The 22,481-nt window shown below is 39.9% G+C and carries 23 protein-coding genes; 13 read left to right on the forward strand and 10 right to left on the reverse strand.

Annotated elements, in window-relative coordinates; all coding sequences use genetic code 11:
- Positions 1–740 (reverse strand): helix-turn-helix domain-containing protein (locus tag RYL77_RS04700; protein ID WP_315010222.1); only part of this gene is annotated, 740 nt, incomplete at its 3' end.
- 210 nt (positions 741–950) lie between these two features.
- On the opposite strand from RYL77_RS04700, the gene pcrA reads away from it, so the two are divergent.
- Both pcrA and radC read left to right on the forward strand, forming a co-directional pair.
- Positions 951–3,242 (forward strand): DNA helicase PcrA, encoded by a 2,292-nt coding sequence (gene pcrA / locus RYL77_RS04705; protein ID WP_315010224.1) that lies wholly within the window; start codon positions 951–953, stop codon positions 3,240–3,242.
- A gap of 42 nt (positions 3,243–3,284) precedes the next feature.
- Positions 3,285–3,965, forward strand: coding sequence for a DNA repair protein RadC (gene radC / locus RYL77_RS04710; protein WP_315010225.1), 681 nt, complete (start codon positions 3,285–3,287; stop codon positions 3,963–3,965).
- Here the strand turns inward: radC and RYL77_RS04715 are convergent.
- From RYL77_RS04715 to RYL77_RS04745, 7 genes are all read right to left on the reverse strand, one after another.
- Positions 3,962–4,651 carry a gamma-glutamyl-gamma-aminobutyrate hydrolase family protein gene (locus tag RYL77_RS04715; protein ID WP_315010226.1) on the reverse strand — a complete coding sequence of 230 codons (690 nt, stop codon included), beginning with the start codon at positions 4,649–4,651 and terminating at the stop codon, positions 3,962–3,964. The genes radC and RYL77_RS04715 overlap by 4 nt on opposite strands.
- A gap of 17 nt (positions 4,652–4,668) precedes the next feature.
- Positions 4,669–5,310, reverse strand: coding sequence for a redox-sensing transcriptional repressor Rex (locus RYL77_RS04720; RefSeq protein ID WP_042900738.1), 642 nt, complete (start codon positions 5,308–5,310; stop codon positions 4,669–4,671).
- 82 nt (positions 5,311–5,392) lie between these two features.
- The gene (locus RYL77_RS04725) at positions 5,393–5,608 is read right to left on the reverse strand and encodes a DUF4649 family protein (protein ID WP_042900737.1); all 216 of its coding nucleotides are present in this window, start codon (positions 5,606–5,608) and stop codon (positions 5,393–5,395) included.
- Positions 5,609–5,615: 7 nt separating this feature from the next.
- Positions 5,616–5,963, reverse strand: coding sequence for a DUF1831 domain-containing protein (locus tag RYL77_RS04730; RefSeq protein WP_315010228.1), 348 nt, complete (start codon positions 5,961–5,963; stop codon positions 5,616–5,618).
- A gap of 4 nt (positions 5,964–5,967) precedes the next feature.
- A complete protein-coding gene (locus RYL77_RS04735) occupies positions 5,968–7,083 on the reverse strand; it encodes a cysteine desulfurase family protein (RefSeq protein WP_315010230.1) in 1,116 nt (371 codons plus the stop codon).
- Between the two features lie 9 nt (positions 7,084–7,092).
- Positions 7,093–8,052 carry a ribose-phosphate diphosphokinase gene (locus RYL77_RS04740; RefSeq protein WP_049487227.1) on the reverse strand — a complete coding sequence of 320 codons (960 nt, stop codon included), beginning with the start codon at positions 8,050–8,052 and terminating at the stop codon, positions 7,093–7,095.
- Between the two features lie 112 nt (positions 8,053–8,164).
- Entirely contained in the window at positions 8,165–8,734 is a 570-nt protein-coding gene (locus tag RYL77_RS04745) for a CYTH domain-containing protein (protein WP_315010232.1), read from the reverse strand.
- Positions 8,735–8,862: 128 nt separating this feature from the next.
- On the opposite strand from RYL77_RS04745, the gene RYL77_RS04750 reads away from it, so the two are divergent.
- From RYL77_RS04750 to RYL77_RS04785, 8 genes are all read left to right on the forward strand, one after another.
- A complete protein-coding gene (locus tag RYL77_RS04750) occupies positions 8,863–9,534 on the forward strand; it encodes a GTP pyrophosphokinase family protein (protein ID WP_000171684.1) in 672 nt (223 codons plus the stop codon).
- Complete coding sequence (locus RYL77_RS04755; protein WP_102211583.1) at positions 9,518–10,336, forward strand: NAD kinase; 819 nt, start codon at positions 9,518–9,520, stop codon at positions 10,334–10,336. Before RYL77_RS04750 ends, RYL77_RS04755 begins: the two co-directional genes overlap by 17 nt.
- Positions 10,333–11,229, forward strand: a complete 897-nt coding sequence (locus RYL77_RS04760) for an RluA family pseudouridine synthase (protein ID WP_315010235.1) — start codon at positions 10,333–10,335, stop codon at positions 11,227–11,229. Before RYL77_RS04755 ends, RYL77_RS04760 begins: the two co-directional genes overlap by 4 nt.
- Before the next feature lie 43 nt (positions 11,230–11,272).
- Positions 11,273–12,247, forward strand: coding sequence for a phosphate acetyltransferase (gene pta, locus RYL77_RS04765; protein ID WP_042900725.1), 975 nt, complete (start codon positions 11,273–11,275; stop codon positions 12,245–12,247).
- Between the two features lie 233 nt (positions 12,248–12,480).
- Positions 12,481–13,656, forward strand: coding sequence for an A/G-specific adenine glycosylase (mutY, locus tag RYL77_RS04770; protein ID WP_315010237.1), 1,176 nt, complete (start codon positions 12,481–12,483; stop codon positions 13,654–13,656).
- A 55-nt stretch (positions 13,657–13,711) separates the two neighbouring features.
- Positions 13,712–14,419: a response regulator YycF gene (yycF, locus tag RYL77_RS04775; RefSeq protein WP_033681745.1), complete on the forward strand. Its 708-nt coding sequence runs from the start codon at positions 13,712–13,714 to the stop codon at positions 14,417–14,419.
- Positions 14,412–15,761: a cell wall metabolism sensor histidine kinase VicK gene (gene vicK, locus RYL77_RS04780; protein ID WP_315010239.1), complete on the forward strand. Its 1,350-nt coding sequence runs from the start codon at positions 14,412–14,414 to the stop codon at positions 15,759–15,761. Before yycF ends, vicK begins: the two co-directional genes overlap by 8 nt.
- A gap of 1 nt (position 15,762) precedes the next feature.
- Positions 15,763–16,572 (forward strand): MBL fold metallo-hydrolase, encoded by an 810-nt coding sequence (locus tag RYL77_RS04785; protein WP_000004961.1) that lies wholly within the window; start codon positions 15,763–15,765, stop codon positions 16,570–16,572.
- A gap of 32 nt (positions 16,573–16,604) precedes the next feature.
- Here RYL77_RS04785 and RYL77_RS04790 read toward each other — a convergent pair whose 3' ends face one another.
- Together RYL77_RS04790 and RYL77_RS04795 are read right to left on the reverse strand one after the other, a co-directional pair.
- Positions 16,605–16,952 (reverse strand): thioredoxin, encoded by a 348-nt coding sequence (locus RYL77_RS04790; protein ID WP_000434635.1) that lies wholly within the window; start codon positions 16,950–16,952, stop codon positions 16,605–16,607.
- Between the two features lie 111 nt (positions 16,953–17,063).
- Positions 17,064–18,782 carry a phospho-sugar mutase gene (locus tag RYL77_RS04795; RefSeq protein WP_315010241.1) on the reverse strand — a complete coding sequence of 573 codons (1,719 nt, stop codon included), beginning with the start codon at positions 18,780–18,782 and terminating at the stop codon, positions 17,064–17,066.
- A 153-nt stretch (positions 18,783–18,935) separates the two neighbouring features.
- Between RYL77_RS04795 and RYL77_RS04800 the strand changes: the two genes are divergently transcribed.
- From RYL77_RS04800 to RYL77_RS04810, 3 genes are all read left to right on the forward strand, one after another.
- Complete coding sequence (locus RYL77_RS04800) at positions 18,936–20,837, forward strand: ABC-F family ATP-binding cassette domain-containing protein (protein ID WP_315010243.1); 1,902 nt, start codon at positions 18,936–18,938, stop codon at positions 20,835–20,837.
- 13 nt (positions 20,838–20,850) lie between these two features.
- A complete protein-coding gene (locus RYL77_RS04805; protein ID WP_315010245.1) occupies positions 20,851–21,747 on the forward strand; it encodes a hypothetical protein in 897 nt (298 codons plus the stop codon).
- Positions 21,748–21,815: 68 nt separating this feature from the next.
- On the forward strand, positions 21,816–22,466 hold the full coding sequence (locus RYL77_RS04810) for a DUF2971 domain-containing protein (protein WP_315010247.1): 651 nt from the start codon (positions 21,816–21,818) through the stop codon (positions 22,464–22,466).
- Positions 22,467–22,481: the final 15 nt, after the last annotated feature.

Consider the following 22,481-nt stretch of genomic DNA (forward strand, 5'->3'; position numbering starts at 1 on the left):
AGGTGTTTGGTAACCTCAAGGGCAGTTTTATTATCCAGAAGTCTAGCAAAGATAAAGTTACAGAAAGACAGGTTGAAGGTAAGTAGGATTTTACCTCCCATCCTGCCCATAACTGTGTCCATTTCCAGCCAAGAGTCTAGTTGATTAAGGACTAAATAGTTTTGGAAATCCTCATAGGAACGGCCTTTTTTAGCTTCTTTAGGGATGGAAGGTAGCTTACTTTTCCGTCTTTCTTTGAATTTAACGGCTCTGGCTAGATCAATAGGAGCGATAGATAGGTATCCTTTTCGGATGTGTCGATAGACAGTTGAGGAGCTGACATCAAGGTTATGAGTTTTGAGGATATGATAGATGTGTTGTCCCTTTTTAACACCATCAGAAATGACTTTGTCCATGTCCCAGAAGGTCTTGGAATTGAGGGGAGTTCCTTCACGAGCTTCAACAAGAGTTTGTTCGTACTGTTTTTGAGCTTGTTTAGCGAGGTATAAAATCTTCTTATAGCCACAATTTTGTCTTCTTTTAGGGCATCCATTACAGACAAAGGGAGCCTTATCGAGTAAAGGGCAGGGAAGGTTATCACACATAGACTCTCGGACTTGTCTGTTTCGTTTGACTTCTTTGGAGACAGTAGTTGGGTCTTTTAGAATGGACTGTCCAATAGCTTTGAAGGTTTCACCGCGCTCTAAGCCTAATTGGATATCATTACGGTCTGAAAGGGTAAGGTGTTTATGTTTTGTCATAGTAGACCTCATTTCTAACTCAAACGTCTCACACTTAATTCCACCATAAAAATCCGTTTTAGACTAATTTCCACTTCGGCTAGCAAAGTGGAAGTTACTTTGAGAAGTTACCTAAGGAGTTACCTTCTACACGTAACCAGTCTAGGTAAAGATATTTTCCCTGAATTCTGATATAATAGAAATAGTGACTTCAAGAGTAAGGAAGAGAAGATGAACGCATTATTAAATGGAATGAATGACCGTCAGGCTGAGGCGGTGCAAACGACAGAAGGTCCCTTGTTAATCATGGCAGGGGCTGGCTCTGGAAAGACTCGAGTTTTGACCCACCGCATTGCTTATCTGATTGATGAAAAGATGGTCAATCCTTGGAATATCTTGGCCATTACCTTTACTAACAAGGCTGCGCGTGAGATGAAGGAACGTGCTTACGGACTCAATCCAGCTACTCAGGACTGTTTGATTGCGACTTTCCACTCCATGTGTGTTCGTATTTTGCGTCGGGATGCGGACCATATTGGCTACAACCGCAATTTCACTATTGTCGATCCTGGTGAACAGCGTACGCTCATGAAACGCATTCTCAAGCAGTTGAACTTGGATCCTAAAAAATGGAATGAACGGAGCATCTTAGGAACTATTTCCAATGCCAAGAATGATCTGATTGATGATGTGGCCTATGCAGCTCAAGCAGGTGATATGTACACCCAAATCGTTTCACAGTGTTATACAGCCTATCAGAAAGAACTGCGTCAGTCGGAATCGGTTGACTTTGATGATTTGATTATGCTGACCTTGCGTCTCTTTGATCAAAATCCTGATGTTTTGACTTACTATCAACAGAAATTCCAGTACATCCACGTTGATGAGTACCAAGATACCAACCATGCCCAGTACCAATTGGTCAAACTCTTGGCTTCGCGCTTTAAAAACATCTGTGTGGTTGGGGATGCGGACCAGTCTATCTACGGTTGGCGTGGTGCTGATATGCAGAATATTTTGGATTTTGAGAAAGATTATCCCAAAGCCAAGGTTGTTTTGTTGGAGGAGAATTACCGTTCCACTAAAACAATTCTCCAAGCGGCCAACGAGGTCATTAAAAACAATAAAAACCGCCGTCCTAAGAATCTCTGGACCCAAAATGCGGATGGAGAACAAATCGTTTACTATCGTGCCAATGATGAGCTAGATGAGGCTGTATTTGTAGCCAGAACTATCGATGAACTTGGTCGGAGTCAAAACTTCCTTCACAAGGATTTTGCAGTTCTCTATCGTACAAATGCGCAGTCCCGTACTATTGAGGAAGCCCTGCTCAAGTCCAATATTCCTTATACCATGGTTGGTGGGACAAAGTTCTACAGTCGTAAGGAAATTCGTGATATTATCGCTTATCTCAACCTCATTGCCAATTTGAGTGACAATATTAGTTTTGAGCGTATTATCAATGAGCCTAAACGTGGAATTGGCCCAGGTACTGTTGAAAAAATCCGTGACTTTGCGAATATGCAAAACATGTCCATGCTAGATGCTTCTGCTAATATCATGTTGTCTGGTATCAAGGGTAAAGCAGCCCAGTCTATCTGGGATTTTGCTAATATAATTCTGGATTTGCGGGAGCAACTGGACCACTTAACTATTACAGAGTTGGTTGAGGCCGTCCTTGAAAAAACAGGTTACGTCGATATTCTTAATGCCCAAGCGACTCTAGAAAGCAAGGCTAGGGTTGAAAACATCGAGGAGTTCCTCTCTGTTACGAAAAACTTTGATGACACCTCTGATGGTCCAGAAGAAGAAACTGGTTTAGAGAAACTGAGTCGTTTCTTAAATGACTTGGCCTTGATTGCGGACACAGATTCAGGTAGTCAGGAGACATCAGAAGTGACCCTAATGACCCTGCATGCTGCCAAAGGTCTCGAGTTTCCAGTTGTCTTTTTGATTGGGATGGAAGAAAATGTCTTTCCGCTTAGTCGCGCGGCTGAGGATCAAGATGAATTGGAAGAAGAACGCCGTCTGGCCTATGTAGGAATTACGCGTGCAGAGAAAATCCTCTATCTGACCAATGCCAATTCGCGTCTGCTTTTTGGTCGTACCAACTACAACCGTCCGACTCGTTTTATTAACGAAATCAGTTCAGACTTACTTGAGTATAAAGGTCTGGCTCGTCCAGCAAATACAAGTTTTAAAGCATCTTATAGCAGTGGTGGTCTCGCCTTCGGTCAAGGTATGAGTCTGGCTCAAGCTCTTCAAGACCGTAAACGCAGTGCTGCCCCAAAATCTATCCAGTCAAGCGGTCTTCCATTTGGTCAATTTTCAGCTGGTGCAAAATCAGCGTCTAGCGAGACAAATTGGTCCATTGGTGACATTGCTCTCCACAAGAAATGGGGAGAGGGAACTGTTCTGGAAGTTTCAGGTAGCGGTGCTACTCAGGAATTAAAAATCAATTTCCCAGAAGTAGGTTTGAAAAAACTTTTAGCTAGTGTAGCCCCAATTGAGAAAAAAATCTAATTTTCCATCCTTCTCACGAATAATAAAGTGAGGAGGATTTTTATGTACAGTATTTCATTCCAAGAAGATTCACTATTACCAAGAGAAAGACTGGCCAAGGAAGGAGTAGAAGCGCTCAGTAACCAAGAGTTGCTAGCTATTTTACTCAGGACAGGGACACGTCAGGCTAGCGTTTTTGAAATTGCCCAGAAAGTCTTGAACAATCTTTCAAGCCTAACGGATTTGAAAAAAATGACCCTGCAGGAATTGCAGAGTCTGTCTGGTATCGGCCGTGTTAAGGCAATAGAATTACAAGCTATGATTGAACTGGGCCATCGTATTCACAAACACGAGAACCTTGAGATGGAAAGTATTCTCAGTAGTAAAAAGCTGGCCAAGAAGATGCAACAGGAATTGGGGGACAAAAAACAAGAGCACCTAGTGGCGCTCTATCTCAATACTCAAAATCAAATCATCCATCAACAGACCATTTTTATCGGCTCAGCTACTCGCAGTATCGCTGAACCGCGAGAGATTCTTCATTATGCCATCAAGCATATGGCGACCTCTCTAATCTTAGTTCACAATCATCCTTCAGGAGCAGTAGCTCCTAGCCGAAATGATGATCATGTTACTAAACTTGTCAAAGAAGCCTGCAATCTGATGGGAATTGTCCTCTTGGACCATTTGATTGTCTCTCACTCCAGTTACTTTAGTTATCGTGAAAAGACAGATTTAATTTAAAGTTTATTAACGACATAGTCAAAGAGGTTTTTATCTTTGGGACGATTTTCAAATAGAAATTCTGGATGCCATTGGACACCGAGAAAGGCGACATCATCCGTACTTATGACAGCTTCAATGATACCATCCTTAGGATCATGAGCCGCAATCTTTAAATTTGGTGCTAAATCCTTGATGCTCTGGTGGTGGAAGGAGTTGATATGGGAGATTTCTCCATAGATTTCTCGAAGAACTGTATCAGGCTCTGTCACCAAGCGTTGAGTTGTGTACTCAGCCGAACAATCTTGCCAGTGGTCTTCGATATCTTGATACAAAGTTCCACCCATGGCAACGTTAAAGAGTTGTGTTCCACGGCAGACAGAAAAAATTGGCTTTTTCTGTTTAATAGCTTCCTTGATGAGGGCCAGTTCGAAGATATCTCTTTGAAGGTGGTAGTCATCGCTATCAATGGTTTTTGGTTCACCATAGAATTTTGGATCAACATTTTGCCCACCTGTCAAGATGAGCTTGTCAATCAAACTAATATAGTGGCAGGCCATTTCTTGATCACCAATCGGTAGGATGATGGGAATCCCTCCAGCGTCTTTAACGCCTTCAACAAAGCCTTTTGCTGCGTAGCTCATCATGATGTTATCATCTGGATGAGTTTTTTCGTTTCCTGTAATCCCAATAACTGGTTTTTTCATAAAATGATTTTCGCTTTCTAATCCTCTTTTCGCATGAAGTAGAGGAGGGTTTGGAGTTCACTTGTCAAATCGACATACTGAACGACCACGTCTTTTGGTAAATGTAGATGGACAGGTGAAAAACTGAGAATACCTTTCACGCCAGCATCAACTAAGAGATTGGCAACCTCTTGTGACTTGACGCTAGGAACGGTCAGGATAGCAGTTTTGACATCGGCATTCTTAATTTTATCCTTGATTTGAGAAATCCCGTAAATGGGAATACCATCAGGAGTTTGTGTACCGACTTCAGGGTGGTCATCTAGATCAAAGGCCATGATAATCTTCATCTTGTTACGCTCGTGGAAGCGGTAGTGGAGAAGGGCATGGCCCATATTTCCAATACCTACTAGCATGACATTGGTAATGGAGTTATCATTAAGCAAATCGGCAAAAAACGTCATCAGTTTTTTGACATCATAGCCAAATCCACGACGACCTAGTTCACCAAAATAGGAAAAATCACGACGAACTGTCGCTGAATCAATACCGATAGCCTCTGCAATTTGCTTAGAGTTGGCACGTTCAATCTTTTCTGCATGAAATCTCTTAAAAATTCGATAGTAGAGAGAGAGTCTTTTTGCTGTAGCTTTTGGAATAGCAGACTGTTTATCTTTCACAAAATCACAACCTTTCTATTCTTCTATTTTATAGAAACATTGTGAAAAAATCAACAAAAATAAGAAAAAACTAAGAAAAATCTTAGTTTTGATGTAAAAATGATGTTTGTGATAGAAAACGGTAGAGGTCTCCAACCAATCCTTGGTAAACTTCCTGCCCCTCAAAAGTCAAAGAAGTCACATAAAGTGTATCTGGTAGGGTCACACATCCTGACAAAGCCAACATGAGAGCCTCATAATCTTCATACTTGAGTGTACGCTCTACCTGGTAGCTATCTTTATAGGTCAGTTCAAACATTTTGGCTTTATCTTTCTGATTTTGTAAAGACACCACATTCTACCAAGCTATCCATGAGAAAATAGAATTTTTCCTGATGAATGTGGTGGTCTTCTGATTTGAAAATATCAACTAGACGAAGGCCAAACTTGTCAGTGATATTGATTTTAGCGCCTGTAAGTTCCTTGTTAATGATGATTTTGAGTTGGAATCCCTCACCGCTGTTTGGCACTTTTTCCAAAAGGCGAGTCAGTTCATAGTTCCCAACTTTGGTCTCAAAAAAGGTGTTGTCTTTGAGGGTGAATTTTTTAACAGAAGGGCTAAGAGTGTAGTCGTAACGACAATTTTTTAACTGAATGGTTTTTTCAAATGCCATATGGCTAACCTCCGATAATTTCTTTTAAGGTTTTTGCGAGGGTTTGTAGATCTTCAACAGTATTTTGTGGCGACAAACTGATACGAACGGATTCCTTCAAGCGTTCTGAATTTGCCCCGTACATAGCTTCAAGAACATGGCTGGATTGTACAATGCCTGCAGTGCAGGCTGAGCCAGTAGAGATTGAAATTCCAGCTAAATCTAGACGAAGGAGTAAGAGGTCGTTTTTCTGCCCAGGAAATCCAATATTGAGAACATAAGGAAGATGATGTTCTCCTCTATTCAGGTAATACTGAACTCCCTCCAGATCTGCAAGAAAGGCAGTCTCTAGATTTTGTACATGTTGAAAATGTTCTTCTTGCTTTTCTAAATTTTCTTTTAGGGCTGCAACCATGCCTACGATGGCAGCTAGATTTTCAGTTCCTGCTCGTTTTTTCTGTTCTTGGTCTCCGCCATGAAGATAGGAATCAAAGTCCATGCTTGATGCGTAGAGAAAGCCGATTCCCTTAGGACCATGGAACTTGTGGGCTGAAGCAGTGAGAAAATCAATGCCCAATTCTTCTGGATGAATAGGAATTTTACCGATTGTCTGAACTGCATCGACATGATAGGCAGCAGGGTGTTGCTTAAGTATTTGGCCAATTTCAGCAATAGGAAGTAGGTTTCCAGTCTCATTATTGGCAAACATGGTAGAAACCAAAATCGTATCATCACGTAAAGCCTTTTGAATTTGCTGGGCGGTGATTGCTTGATTTTCTGGCTGGATAATGGTTACTTCAAAACCAAAGTGTTGAACCAAGTAATCAATGGTTTCAAGGACAGCATGGTGCTCGATGGCAGTTGTGATGATATGTTTTCCTTGTTCTTGGTGACGAAGGCAGTAGCCAATGATGGCAGTATTGTTGCCTTCAGTCCCACCAGAAGTGAAAAAGATATGTTGAGGTTTTGTCCCCAGTAACTGAGCTAGTTCCTGACGGGCTTCTCGCAAGAGTTTGCCAGCTTGACGTCCATGTCCATGAATACTAGAAGGATTTCCATAGGTTTCTTGCATAACCTCGGTCATAGCTGAAATAGCAACTGCTGACATGGGAGTCGTTGCAGCATTGTCCAAATAAATCAAAGAATCACCTTATTTCTTTTTGTTGTAGGCAAAGAGTGGGCTGACTGGTTTTCTTTCGTGGATACGGACGATGGCATCACCAATTAACTCACTAGCAGTGATGTAGCATACGTTTTTAGGAGTTTTTTCTTTTGTTGCTACTGAATCAGTCACAAGAATTTCTTTAATATTAGTATTGTCGAGAAGTTCAGCAGCTCCTTCAACGAAGAGACCGTGGCTAGAAACAGCATAAATTTCTGTAGCCCCTTCACGTTCAACGATTTTAGCAGCTTCAGAGAAGGTACGTCCTGTATTTAAAATGTCATCAATCAAGATGGCTTTTTTACCTTCAACATCACCGATGATATAGCCTTCGTTGCGAGTTGCATCGTCTTGAGGATAGTCGATAATAGCGATAGGAGCATCAAGATATTCAGCCAGGCTACGAGCACGTTTTACCCCTGAATTTTTAGGGCTAACGACAACAACATCTGAACCTCTTAATCCTTTATCACAGTAGTGTTTAGCAAAGAGAGGAACAGTGTAAAGATTATCTACAGGAATATCAAAGAAACCTTGTACTTGAACTGCATGTAGGTCGAGGGTAAGGACACGATCTACACCAGCTTTAACCAGCATGTTAGCAACTAGTTTAGCTGTTAGTGGTTCTCTAGATGATGCAATTCTATCTTGGCGTGCATAGCCAAAATACGGAAGTACAACGTTGATACTGTGGGCACTTGCACGCACACAAGCATCAACCATGATTAACAATTCCATTAGGTGGTTGTTAACAGGGAAACTTGTTGATTGGATGATGTACACATCATAACCACGGACACTTTCTTCGATATTCACTTGGATTTCTCCGTCTGAAAATTGACGTGATGATAGTTTTCCAAGTGGGACACCAACAGCTTGTGCAATTTTTTGTGCAATCTCTTGGTTAGAGTTGAGTGCGAAAAGTTTCATGTTTTTTCTATCTGACATTATAGACCGTCCTCTGTAAACTTTATAAATCCTAGTTATATATGTCTTGCCTATATGAACTGGGATTTGTGTATTTTTATCTTTTCTATTTTACCAAAAAATGAAGATTATTTCAGCTATTTTTCATGCTTTTGACAAATCGAACCAATTTTGAAGGGGCTTTTTGATAGGAAATCTGATTTTCCTCTAAAAATTGTTTGAATTCTTGTTTGCCTTGCTCGTGATTTTCAACTTCGAGCTCTAATTCGTAATCTGTCATATCAAAGTATTGACTCTCATCAAGTGCCATGAGACCAATAGCTGTTTTCATTTCATAGCGAATCGTTGTGAGACAACCAAGCACCTGCCATTTCTTACTTTGGATACCATGTTTAGCCAATTCATCAAAAACCAGCCCCTGAGGTAGTTCTTCCTTGCTCAGATAGTTCTCAGCATCTTTTAGTTGCAATTTTTGATTGTATTCCATGTTTCCAACACTTTGTGGGATTTTGAGTGTTAATTCTGCCCAGTCTTCAAAGGTTCGAATGCGCATAGCAACTTTTTTTTCTCGCAGTTCAAAATCAGGTGTGTCGATGTAGTAATTTTTTTGAAGAACAGGAGTGACGCCTGTGAACTGGTCTTTTAGACGATCGTATTCATCTTTTTTCAAGAGTGTTTTCAATTCAATTTCTAAATGTTTCATTTTTCTTACCTTTTCTTTATCGTTGAAAGCGGATTATATGATATAAAAGCATTGTATTTATTGTATATGAATCTGGAGAAAAAATCAAAGATATTTTTGAAGGATAATATGAGAATAAGGGAGAATATATGACCTTAGAATGGGAAGAATTTCTAGATCCTTACATTCAAGCTGTTGGTGAGTTAAAGATTAAACTACGTGGTATTCGTAAGCAATATCGTAAGCAAAATAAGCATTCTCCGATTGAGTTTGTGACTGGTCGAGTCAAGCCAATTGAAAGTATCAAGGAAAAAATGGCTCGACGTGGTATTACTTATGCGACCTTAGAACACGATTTACAGGATATTGCTGGTTTGCGTGTGATGGTCCAGTTTGTAGATGACGTCCAAGAAGTTGTGGCTATTTTGCGCAAGCGTCAGGATATGCGGATCATACAGGAGCGAGATTACATTACTCATCGAAAGGCTTCAGGCTACCGTTCCTATCATGTGGTAGTAGAATATATGGTTGACACCATCAATGGAGCCAAGACCATTTTAGCAGAAATTCAAATTCGTACTTTGGCCATGAATTTCTGGGCAACGATAGAACATTCTCTCAACTACAAGTACCAAGGGGATTTCCCAGAGGAAATTAAAAAGCGACTGGAAATTACTGCCAAGATTGCCCATCAGTTGGATGAAGAAATGGGTAAAATTCGTGATGATATCCAAGAAGCCCAGGCACTTTTTGATCCTTTGAGTAGAAAATTAAATGACGGTGTAGGAAACAGTGACGATACAGATGAAGAATACAGGTAAACGAATTGACCTGATAGCTAATAGAAAACCACAGAGTCAAAGGGTTTTGTATGAATTGCGAGATCGTTTGAAGAGAAATCAGTTTATACTCAATGATACCAATCCAGATATCGTTATTTCCATTGGTGGGGATGGCATGCTCTTGTCAGCCTTTCATAAGTACGAAAACCAGCTTGACAAGGTCCGCTTCATTGGTGTTCACACTGGACATTTGGGCTTCTATACGGACTACCGTGATTTTGAGTTGGATAAGCTAGTGACTAATTTGCAGCTAGATACAGGAGCAAGAGTCTCTTACCCTGTTCTAAATGTGAAGGTCTTTCTTGGAAATGGTGAAGTGAAGATTTTTAGAGCACTAAATGAAGCCAGTATCCGAAGGTCGGATCGAACAATGGTAGCAGATATTGTAATCAATGGTGTCCACTTTGAACGTTTTCGTGGAGATGGGCTAACAGTTTCAACTCCGACGGGTAGTACAGCCTATAACAAATCACTTGGTGGAGCTGTTTTACACCCAACCATTGAAGCTTTGCAATTAACGGAAATTGCCAGCCTTAACAATCGTGTCTATCGAACGCTGGGTTCTTCCATTATTGTGCCTAAGAAGGATAAGATTGAACTCATTCCAACGAGAAACGATTACCATACTATTTCGGTTGACAATAGCGTTTATTCCTTCCGCAATATCGAAAGAATTGAGTATCAAATCGACCATCATAAGATTCATTTTGTCGCATCACCTAGTCATACCAGTTTCTGGAATCGTGTTAAGGATGCTTTCATCGGCGAGGTGGACGAATGAGGTTTGAATTTATCGCAGATGAACATGTCAAGGTTAAGACCTTCTTAAAAAAGCACGAGGTTTCTAAAGGACTGCTGGCCAAGATTAAGTTTCGAGGCGGAGCTATTCTGGTCAATGATCAACCACAAAATGCGACGTATCTATTGGATATTGGAGACCGCGTTATCATCGATATTCCTGCTGAGGAAGGCTTTGAAACTCTAGAAGCTATCGAGCGCCCACTGGATATTCTCTATGAGGATGACCATTTTCTAGTCTTGAATAAACCCTATGGAGTGGCTTCTATTCCTAGTGTCAACCACTCCAATACCATTGCCAATTTTATCAAGGGTTACTATGTCAAGCAAAACTATGAAAATCAGCAGGTTCACATTGTGACCAGGCTTGATAGAGATACTTCTGGCTTGATGCTTTTTGCTAAGCACGGCTATGCCCATGCACGATTAGACAAGCAGTTGCAGAAAAAGTCTATTGAAAAACGCTATTTTGCTTTGGTTAAAGGTGATGGATGCTTAGAGTCAGAGGGGGAAATTATTGCTCCGATTGCGCGTGATGAAGACTCCATTATTACCAGACGTGTAGCTAAAGGTGGAAAGTATGCTCATACTTCTTACAAGATTGTAGCATCTTATGGAAATATTCATTTGGTAGACATTCGCCTGCACACTGGTCGAACCCACCAAATCCGAGTCCATTTTTCTCATATTGGTTTTCCTTTGTTGGGAGATGATTTGTATGGTGGTAGTCTGGACGACGGCATCCAACGTCAGGCTCTGCATTGCCATTACCTATCTTTTTATCATCCATTTTTAGAGCAAGACTTGCAGTTAGAAAGTCCCTTGCCGGATGATTTTAGCAACCTAATTACTCAGTTATCAACTAATACTCTATAAAAAGTAATTCAGAGTATAATTTATTTTTTAAAGGAGAAAACTCATGGAAGTTTTTGAAAGTCTCAAAGCCAACCTTGTTGGCAAAAATGCTCGTATCGTTCTCCCTGAAGGGGAAGAGCCTCGTATTCTTCAAGCGACTAAACGCTTGGTAAAAGAAACAGAAGTGATTCCTGTTTTGCTTGGAAATCCTGAAAAAATTAAAATTTATCTTGAAATTGAAGGTATCGAGAACGGTTATGAAGTCATCGACCCTCAACACTACGATAAATTTGAAGAAATGGTCGCTGCCTTGGTAGAACGTCGCAAGGGTAAAATGTCTGAAGAAGATGCACGTAAGGTTTTGGTTGAAGATGTCAACTATTTTGGTGTTATGTTGGTTTACTTGGGCTTGGTTGATGGAATGGTGTCAGGAGCGATTCACTCAACTGCTTCAACAGTACGTCCAGCTCTTCAAATCATCAAAACTCGTCCAAATGTTACTCGTACTTCAGGTGCCTTCCTCATGGTTCGTGGTACGGAGCGTTACCTCTTTGGGGACTGTGCCATCAATATCAATCCAGACGCGGAAGCTTTGGCTGAAATTGCAATCAACTCAGCAATCACAGCTAAGATGTTTGGCATTGAACCAAAAATTGCTATGCTAAGCTATTCTACTAAGGGTTCAGGGTTTGGTGAAAGCGTTGATAAGGTAGTTGAAGCAACTAAAATTGCTCATGACTTGCGTCCTGACCTTGAAATCGATGGTGAGTTGCAATTTGATGCGGCCTTTGTTCCTGAAACTGCAGCTCTGAAAGCTCCTGGAAGTACGGTGGCTGGTCAAGCAAATGTCTTCATCTTCCCAGGTATCGAGGCAGGAAATATCGGTTACAAGATGGCTGAACGTCTTGGTGGTTTTGCAGCTGTTGGCCCTGTTTTACAAGGTTTGAACAAGCCAGTTAACGACCTTTCTCGTGGATGTAATGCAGATGATGTTTACAAGTTGACCCTTATCACAGCAGCCCAAGCTGTTCATCAATAAGATTTACTCCTCTTTCCCTTGGGAAGAGGCTTTTTATACTCAATGAAAATCAAAGAGCAAACTAGGAAACTAGCCGCAGGCTGCTCAAAGCACTGCTTTGAGATTGTAGATAAGACTGACGAAGTCAGTCACATATATACGGCAAGGCGACGTTGACGTGGTTTGAAGAGATTTTCGAAGAGTATTAATACTAGGAAAAGGACAGTTAGAATCTTCTGTGTTATACTAGAGATATGTTAGATTTGAAAGAATACGGTATTGTCATGTGGCCGGAGGAGAAGATCATTTCTTTTCGTGAGAAACTTCTCAACTGGTATGATGAAAACAAAAGAGATTTACCCTGGCGTAGAAGTAAAAATCCTTATCATATCTGGGTATCTGAAATCATGCTCCAGCAGACCAGGGTGGATACAGTTATCCCTTACTATGAACGATTCTTGAACTGGTTTCCAACAGTAGAAAGTTTGGCGAATGCACCTGAAGAGCGTTTACTGAAGGCTTGGGAAGGTTTGGGATATTATTCTCGAGTACGCAATATGCAGGCTGCGGCTCAGCAGATTATGACTGACTTTGGTGGTCAATTTCCAAACACCTATGAAGGGATTTCCAGCTTGAAAGGGATTGGCCCTTACACAGCAGGAGCCATTTCTAGTATTGCTTTTAACTTGTCTGAGCCTGCTGTAGACGGCAATGTCATGCGGGTGCTGGCGCGTTTGTTTGAAGTCAATCAGGATATTGGAATTCCAAGTAATCGTAAAATTTTTCAGGCAATGATGGAAATCTTGATTGATCCAGAACGGCCAGGTGACTTTAATCAAGCCTTGATGGACTTAGGATCTGATATTGAGGCTCCTGCAAATCCCAGACCAGAAGAAAGCCCAGTGAAGGACTTTAGTGCGGCATATCAGAATGGTACAATGGACCGTTATCCAATCAAGGCTCCCAAGAAAAAGCCTGTCCCTATTTATCTTAAAGCCTTGGTGGTAAAGAATAGTCAGGGACAATTTCTTCTTGAAAAAAATGAAAGTGAAAAGCTCTTGGCAGGCTTTTGGCATTTTCCCTTGATAGAAGTAAATGAGTTTCCGCAAGAAGAGCAGTTTGACCTCTTTCATCAGGTTGCAGAAGAAAGCGTGAACTTTGGTCCCAGTCCAGAAGAGAGTTTTCAGCAGGACTATGACTTAGATGTTGATTGGTTTGATGGTTGTTTTGAGACTGTTAATCATGTCTTTAGTCATCGTAAATGGCATGTTCAAATTGTAGCAGGTCAGGTGAGTGACTTCCATGATTTTTCAAATCGGGAAGTTCGCTGGCTTTCACCAGAAGAGTTTAAGAATTACCCACTTGCCAAACCCCAACAAAAAATCTGGCAGGCTTATGCACAAGTCAACTTAGACAGTAGCAAAGACTAGCTATTGTGTCTTCTTGTTATTTTTTTGCTATAATAGTAGAGAAAAAGGTGAACAAATGAAAAAAATATTAATTGTAGATGATGAAAAACCGATCTCAGATATTATCAAGTTTAATATGACCAAGGAAGGTTACGAGGTTGTAACTGCTTTTAACGGTCGTGAAGCACTAGAGCAATTTGAAGCAGAGCAACCAGATATTATTATTCTGGATTTGATGCTTCCAGAAATTGATGGTTTAGAAGTTGCGAAGACTATTCGCAAGACCAGTAGTGTGCCTATTATCATGCTTTCAGCAAAGGATAGCGAATTTGATAAGGTTATCGGTTTAGAGCTTGGAGCAGATGACTATGTAACCAAACCCTTCTCAAATCGTGAGTTGCAGGCGCGTGTTAAAGCTCTTCTTCGTCGTACGGACTTGGCTTCTGTAGATAATCAAGAGTCAGATGAAAAGAAAACCCAACCCTTGCAAATTGGGGACTTGGAGATTGTGCCAGATGCTTATGTAGCTAAAAAATACGGTGAAGAACTAGACTTAACCCACCGTGAATTTGAGCTCTTGTACCACTTGGCGTCTCATATCGGTCAAGTGATTACGCGTGAACACTTGCTGGAAACTGTCTGGGGTTATGATTATTTCGGAGATGTTCGAACAGTTGATGTAACTATCAGACGTTTGCGTGAGAAGATTGAAGACACACCAAGTCGTCCTGAATATATTCTAACACGTCGCGGTGTTGGTTATTATATGAGAAATAATGATTAAACTAATTAAAGACACAGTTTTAACCAGTGATTTTATCTTTATCCTCATATTACTTGGCTTTATTTTAGTGGTGACCTTGCTCTTACTAGAAAATCGTCGAGATAATATTCGGCTGAAGCAAATCAATCAAAAAGTTAAAGACCTGATTGCAGGAGATTATTCTCAGGTATTGGATATGCAGGGAAGCTCTGAAATCACTAATATTACCAATAATCTCAATGATTTATCAGAAGTAATCCGTTTGACCCAAGAAAATCTGGAACAAGAGAGTAAACGATTACATAGTATCCTCTCTTATATGACGGACGGAGTCTTTGCGACCAATCGTCGTGGCAAGATTACCATGATTAATGACATGGCTAAGAAACAGTTAGGTGTTCAGAAAGAAGATGTTCTAAATAAAAGTATTCTAGAATTGCTTAAGATTGAAGATGAGTATGAACTTCGTGATTTGATTACCCAAGTTCCTGAGCTCATGATTGATTCTCAGGATGCTAATGGTGAGTATCTGAGCCTCCGTGTACGCTTTGCCTTGGTTCGTCGTGAGTCTGGCTTTATTTCTGGTTTGGTTGCTGTTTTACACGATACGACGGAGCAGGAGAAGGAAGAACGCGAGCGGAGACTCTTTGTTTCCAACGTTAGTCATGAGTTACGAACTCCTTTGACTAGCGTAAAATCCTATCTTGAAGCTTTGGATGAAGGGGCTTTGTCAGAACCTGTCGCGCCAGACTTTATCAAGGTGTCTCTAGATGAAACCAACCGTATGATGCGGATGGTGACGGATCTTCTTCATCTTTCAAGGATTGATAATGCAACCAGTCACCTAGATGTGGAATTGATTAATTTCACTGCCTTTATAACCTTTATTCTCAATCGTTTTGATCAGATAAGAGGGCAGGATGAAGAGAAGAAATATGAACTGGTTAGAGATTATCCGATTACGTCTGTCTGGATTGAAATTGATACAGACAAGATGACACAGGTGATTGATAATATTATCAACAATGCCATTAAATATTCTCCAGATGGTGGAAAAATCACAGTGACCATGAAGACAACTGATGATCAGATGATTTTGTCTATCTCAGACCAAGGATTGGGTATTCCTAAACAAGATTTGCCTCGAATCTTTGACCGTTTTTATCGTGTGGATCGTGCTAGAAGTCGTGCCCAAGGTGGTACTGGTTTAGGACTAGCTATCGCTAAAGAGATTATCAAACAACATAAGGGCTTTATTTGGGCCAAGAGTGAATATGGTAAGGGATCAACCTTTACCATTGTGCTCCCTTATGATAAGGATGCAGTGAAAGAAGAAGTATGGGAGGACGAAGTAGAAGACTAGAATGAGTGAAACAGGCTTTAAATACAGTATTTTAGCGTCGGGTTCCAGTGGAAATTCCTTTTATCTGGAAACCCCAAAAAAGAAGCTTTTAGTTGATGCAGGCTTGTCGGGGAAAAAAATTACCAGCCTACTTGCTGAAATTAATCGCAAGCCAGAAGATTTGGATGCCATCTTGATTACGCATGAGCATTCAGACCATATCCACGGTGTGGGTGTTTTGGCTCGTAAATATGGTATGGATCTTTATGCCAATGAAAAGACCTGGCAGGCTATGGAAAATAGCAAGTATCTTGGCAAGGTAGATTCTTCGCAAAAGCATATTTTTGAAATGGGTAAAACCAAAACTTTTGGAGATATTGATATCGAGAGTTTTGGTGTGAGTCATGATGCAGTCGCACCGCAGTTCTATCGCTTTATGAAGGATGATAAGAGTTTTGTCCTTTTGACCGATACAGGTTATGTTAGTGACCGTATGGCAGGGATTGTCGAAAATGCGGATGGCTATCTTATCGAGTCCAACCACGATGTAGAGATTTTGCGAGCAGGTTCTTATGCTTGGCGACTCAAACAACGAATCCTATCGGATCTCGGTCACCTTTCTAACGAAGATGGTGCTGAAGCGATGATTCGGACGCTAGGAAATCGTACTAAGAAAATCTACCTTGGACATCTATCCAAGGAAAACAATATCAAGGAGCTGGCTCACATGACCATGGTCAACCAGTTAGCGCAAGCTGATCTGGGAGTCGGAGTAGACTTTAAGGTTTATGATACTTCACCAGATACCGCAACACCATTGACAGATATATAAAAAGAAGGCGAGGGCCTTCTTTTTTATATCTTTTACAATCCTGCGAAATCTTTGATTTCTTGTGCTGACATTGAAGAGTCACAACGGACATTGATTTGTCCATCCGCAATGTGAACGAAGCCTGGTACAGTTGGGATTCCATAGCGTGAGCGGAATGCTTGCAACTCATTGAGTTGGCTTGGTTCTTCACTGTTGATGAAGTAGATGTGAGCTTTGGTTTCAGCTACGACACCTGCCAAGGTACCAGCAAATTTACGGCAGTAAGGGCAAGTTTTGCGACCAATAAAGAAGGTTGCAGTTTCTTTTTTATCAAGAGCTTCTTGCGCACGCGCTACTGTAGTGACTTCAAGGTCTTTGATATTATCTAAAAATTGTTCCATGAGATTACCTCGCTTTCATTGATATGTCTAGTATGCCATAAAGTTTCTAAAATTGCTTAGATTTGATACGAAAAAAAGATGAGATTGGTTTGTCTCATCTTTTATAGGATTTTATTTTACAAAAGCATTGATTTCTGCTTCGATGTTAGCAATCTTAGCTTGTGATTCTTCGTTAGTTTCACCTACAACTGCAATGTAGAACTTGATTTTTGGTTCTGTACCTGAAGGGCGAACAGCAATCCATGAACCGTCAGCAAGTGTGTATTTCAACACATCACTTGGAGGAGTTGTCAAGTTTGTAACAGTACCGTCAGCAGCAGTAGCAGTTTGAGCTTTAAAGTCTTCTACGACAGTGATAGCTGTTGCGTTCCATTCTTTTGGAGCATTATTGCGGAATTTAGCCATAATCGCTTTGATTTGTTCTGCACCATCGACACCTGAAAGAGTAACAGAGATTGTTTTTTCAGCGTAGTAGCCGTACTCTTTGTAGATTTCTTCGATACCGTCAGCAAGTGTCAAACCACGTGAACGGTAGTAGGCAGCAAGTTCAGCAACGACAAGAACGGCTTGGATTGCATCTTTATCACGTACGAATGGTTTAATCAAGTAACCGAAGCTTTCTTCAAATCCCATCATGTAAGTGTGATTGTGTTTTTCTTCGAATTCTTGGATTTTTTCAGCGATAAATTTGAAACCTGTCAAAACGTTGAACATGGTTGCGCCGTAGCTTTCAGCAATCTTCGTTACCAAGTCAGTTGAAACGATAGATTTACATAGGGCTGCATTTTCAGGAAGAGTTCCAGCGTTTTTGTGGGCTTCCAAGATGTATTTAGCCATGATGGCACCGATTTGGTTACCTGATAGGTTGAGGTAGCTACCATCTTTTTGAAGAACTTCAACACCAACACGGTCAGCATCAGGGTCAGTTGCCACAAGAACGTCTGCACCAACTTGACGACCAAGTTCTTCAGCAAGGGCAAAGGCTGCTTGGCTTTCTGGGTTTGGAGATTTAACAGTTGAGAAGTCTGGGTCAGGAGTTGCTTGTGCTTCAACAACTTGAACTGAGTCAAATCCTGCTTGGGCAAGAGCACGACGAGCCAACATTTCACCAGTACCATGAAGTGGTGTGTAGACAATTTTCATGTCTTTACCAAATTCTTCAATCAAGGCAGGGTTGATGTTCACATCTTTGACTTCCTTAAGGTATTCTACATCGACAGCTTCGCCAATGACTTCAATCAAGCCAGAAACTTTTTCAGCTTCCACATCAGCAACTTCAACTGCAAATGGCTTTTCGATTGCACGGATATAAGTAGTCAAAGCGTCCGCGTCGTGTGGAGGCATTTGTCCACCGTCTTCACCGTAAACCTTGTAACCGTTAAATGGAGCAGGGTTGTGGCTGGCTGTGACCATGATACCTGCGAAACAGTTGAGGTGACGAACTGCAAATGATAGTTCTGGAGTTGGACGAAGGCTTTCAAATACGTAAGATTTGATACCGTGTTTAGCAAGAACTGCCGCAGATTCAAAGGCAAACTCTGGTGAGAAGTGACGGCTATCGTAGGCGATTGCGACACCACGTTCTTTTTCATTTCCACCTTTTGACTCAATCAAACGAGCCAATCCTTCAGTAGCTTGACGAACAACGTAGATGTTGATGCGGTTTGTACCAGCACCAATCAAGCCACGCATACCTGCAGTACCAAATTCAAGATTTGTATAGAAGGCATCTTCCTTAGTTTTTTCGTCCATATTTTCCAAATCTTGGCGAAGGTAGTCAGGAAGCTCCGCAAAATCAACCCATTTCTGGTAATTTTCTTGGTAAGACATTAAAATTCTCCTTTTTGTAAATTGTTTTAACCGTTCACATTATAGCACTTTTTAGCGTTTTAGTAAAACGGTAGCATAATTTTCAGAAAAGTGGTGTCATATGCCGGTTTATCAAGTCTTGAATGCCTTAGGGAAACATGCTATACTGTTTGTATGATTATTTTACAAGCTAATAAAATTGAACGTTCTTTTGCAGGAGAGGTTCTTTTTGATAATATCAATCTGCAAGTTGATGAACGAGATCGGATTGCCCTTGTTGGGAAAAATGGTGCAGGTAAGTCTACTCTTTTGAAGATTTTGGTTGGAGAAGAGGAGCCAACTAGTGGAGAAATCAATAAGAAAAAAGATATTTCTCTGTCTTACCTAGCCCAAGATAGCCGTTTTGAGTCTGAAAATACCATCTACGATGAAATGCTTCATGTCTTTGATGACTTACGTCGGACGGAGAAACAACTGCGTCAGATGGAGTTGGAGATGGGAGAAAAGTCTGGTGAGGATTTAGATAAACTGATGTCGGATTACGACCGTTTATTTGAAAATTTTCGCCAAGCAGGCGGCTTTACCTATGAAGCTGATATTCGAGCGATTTTGAATGGATTCAAGTTTGACGAGTCTATGTGGCAGATGAAAATTGCTGAGCTTTCTGGTGGTCAAAATACTCGTTTGGCACTTGCTAAAATGCTCCTTGAAAAGCCCAATCTCTTGGTCTTGGACGAGCCAACCAACCACTTGGATATCGAAACCATTGCCTGGCTAGAGAATTACTTGGTAAATTATAGCGGTGCCCTCATTATCGTCAGCCACGACCGTTATTTCTTGGACAAGGTTGCGACAATTACGCTGGATTTGACCAAGCATTCCTTGGATCGCTATGTGGGCAATTACTCTCGCTTTGTCGAGCTGAAGGAGCAAAAACTAGCTACTGAGGCAAAAAACTATGAAAAGCAACAGAAGGAAATCGCAGCTCTGGAAGACTTTGTCAATCGCAATATAGTCCGTGCTTCAACGACCAAACGTGCCCAATCTCGCCGTAAACAATTGGAAAAAATGGAGCGTTTGGACAAGCCTGAAACTGGTAAGAAATCAGCAAACATGACCTTCCAGTCTGAGAAAACGTCGGGCAATATTGTCTTGACTGTTGAAAATGCGGCTATTGGCTATGATGGGGAAATATTGTCAGAGCCTATCAACTTAGACCTTCGTAAGATGAATGCTGTCGCCATCGTTGGTCCAAATGGTATTGGGAAATCAACCTTTATCAAGTCTATAGTAGACCAGATTCCTTTTATCAAGGGAGAAAAGCGATTTGGCGCTAATGTTGAGGTTGGTTACTATGACCAAACCCAAAGCAAGCTGACACCAAGTAATACTGTACTGGATGAACTCTGGAATGATTTTAAACTGACGCCAGAAGTTGAAATTCGTAACCGTCTAGGTGCCTTCCTTTTCTCAGGAGATGATGTCAAAAAATCAGTCGGCATGCTGTCAGGTGGCGAAAAAGCTCGTTTGCTTTTGGCTAAATTGTCTATGGAAAACAACAACTTCTTGATTCTGGATGAGCCGACCAACCACTTGGATATTGATAGCAAGGAAGTGCTAGAAAATGCCTTGATTGACTTTGATGGAACTCTTCTATTTGTCAGCCACGACCGTTACTTTATCAATCGTGTGGCAACTCATGTACTGGAATTGTCTGAGAATGGTTCAACTCTCTACCTTGGAGATTATGACTACTATGTTGAAAAGAAAGCAGAAGTAGAAATGATTCAAACTGAGGAAGCTTCAACCAGCAATCAAGCAAAAGAAGCAAGCCCAGTTAATGACTATCAAGCTCAGAAAGAAAGTCAAAAAGAAGTTCGCAAGCTCATGCGACAAATCGAAAGTCTAGAAGCTGAAATTGAAGAGCTAGAAAGTCAAAGTCAAGTCATTTCTGAACAAATGTTGGAAACAAACAATGCCGAAAAACTGATGGAATTGCAGGTTGAGCTGGACAAAATCAGCCACCGTCAGGAAGAAGCTATGCTTGAGTGGGAAGAATTATCAGAGCAGGTGTGAAAGAAGAAAACAGATGGTAGAATTTAAATATTTTAACTCAGAATATAAGAAAGTATCTAATAAGATATTTTCAGACAGTATTGTCTTTTTTAAAGATAATTGGAATGACTATGGTTATTACATTACTTTTCATGTTTATTACTATGATAAGGATTGTAGTGAAAGATACATAGGTAGTTATAGAATTTATGAATCTGAAATAGAACAACAAGAAAATGCAGATGGAATAAAATCTATTTTTGAATTATCTAAAGATGATTTTGATAGGAATCAAAAATATTCTTTAGCTTGTAATATTGAATTCTATCAAAATTTGTATGAAATATGTTTAGAAGATTATAATGATTTTCTTGTAAAAAATAATGATTTAACGATTATAGACTTACCAGAGGAAATAAAAGAGAATGAAGGAGTAAAGAAAGCTCTTTTAAGAAATGATGGGATAACAAAAAGTGAAGATATAATTGATTCTAATAGATTGCTCAAAGAAATCAATTCAGAATTGAATGTTGGTAATTGTGTATCAACGGAGAGTTATAGAAATCTTATTTTTGAATATTTATTGGCAAAATTAAAGGATAATGATATCTCTGATGAGAATAAAAGTTTAGTTTTTAAAATCGTTGAAGGATGTAATTATAATTTTGAATTAATAAATAACCTAGTCAGATATTTTTTAGAAAATCTAAATGATGGTCAACATCAAAATGGTATTGATTTATTACTATCCTTACTTGAAAGGACTAATTTTGATCAGTTAAAGTCGGAACTAGAAACTATTAACAATAAGGATTTAGGAATAATATCAACTAGTGTTAATAAAATTAAGGATAAATTAAGATACTCTCCAACTACAAGCGATGACAGTTTTATTCACTATACTTCCCTAAATACCTTAAAAATACCTTAAAATTTTTGCTTTATAAAACTGATGATAAAAATAATTATCCTAGATTACGGCTTAGCAATGCTAGACAAATGAATGATCCAAATGAAGGATATACGTTTCTCAATCTCATAGGGATTGAGAAAGAGGAATTTCTTGAAACTGATTATGCTACATCGCCGTTTTTCTTTGCATCTATGACACAAACTGGAAATGGACAAAATCTAGATGATAGCCTTCCAATGTGGAAACAATACGGTGATGATGCAAAAGGAATTAATTTAATGTATCATAAAGATTATATTACGAGTTTAATAAGTGATGGTATAGAAATTTTTGAAGTATGTTATGATTTTTCAAAAAAATCTTTAGATGAGGAAATAAAGAATCTAAAATCAGCATTTGAAAATATTGTAAATTATGAAGCCGACAAAAAAAATATATACTTTTCCTCAGCATTGAATTTAATAGATGATATTCGTTATTTATTTAAAGATGCAGATTATAGTTATGAAAATGAATTTAGGATTATTAAATCTTATGAGGGCAAAGAAGATGAAATTATTACTGGCGATAGTTCTAATAGTGTGATTCCTGGTCTATATACTTATATTAACAAAGAACTAAAATATTCAAAAATTAAACTCGGTCCTAAATGTGACGATATTGATTATGTTGCTCCCTATATAAAATTCGTTGATAGAAATATTGAAGTAAGTAAATCACAAATATCTTATCGTTAATTTAAAGTATTTGTT

The organism is uncultured Streptococcus sp. (genome assembly GCF_963516515.1).
GTDB lineage: Bacteria > Bacillota > Bacilli > Lactobacillales > Streptococcaceae > Streptococcus.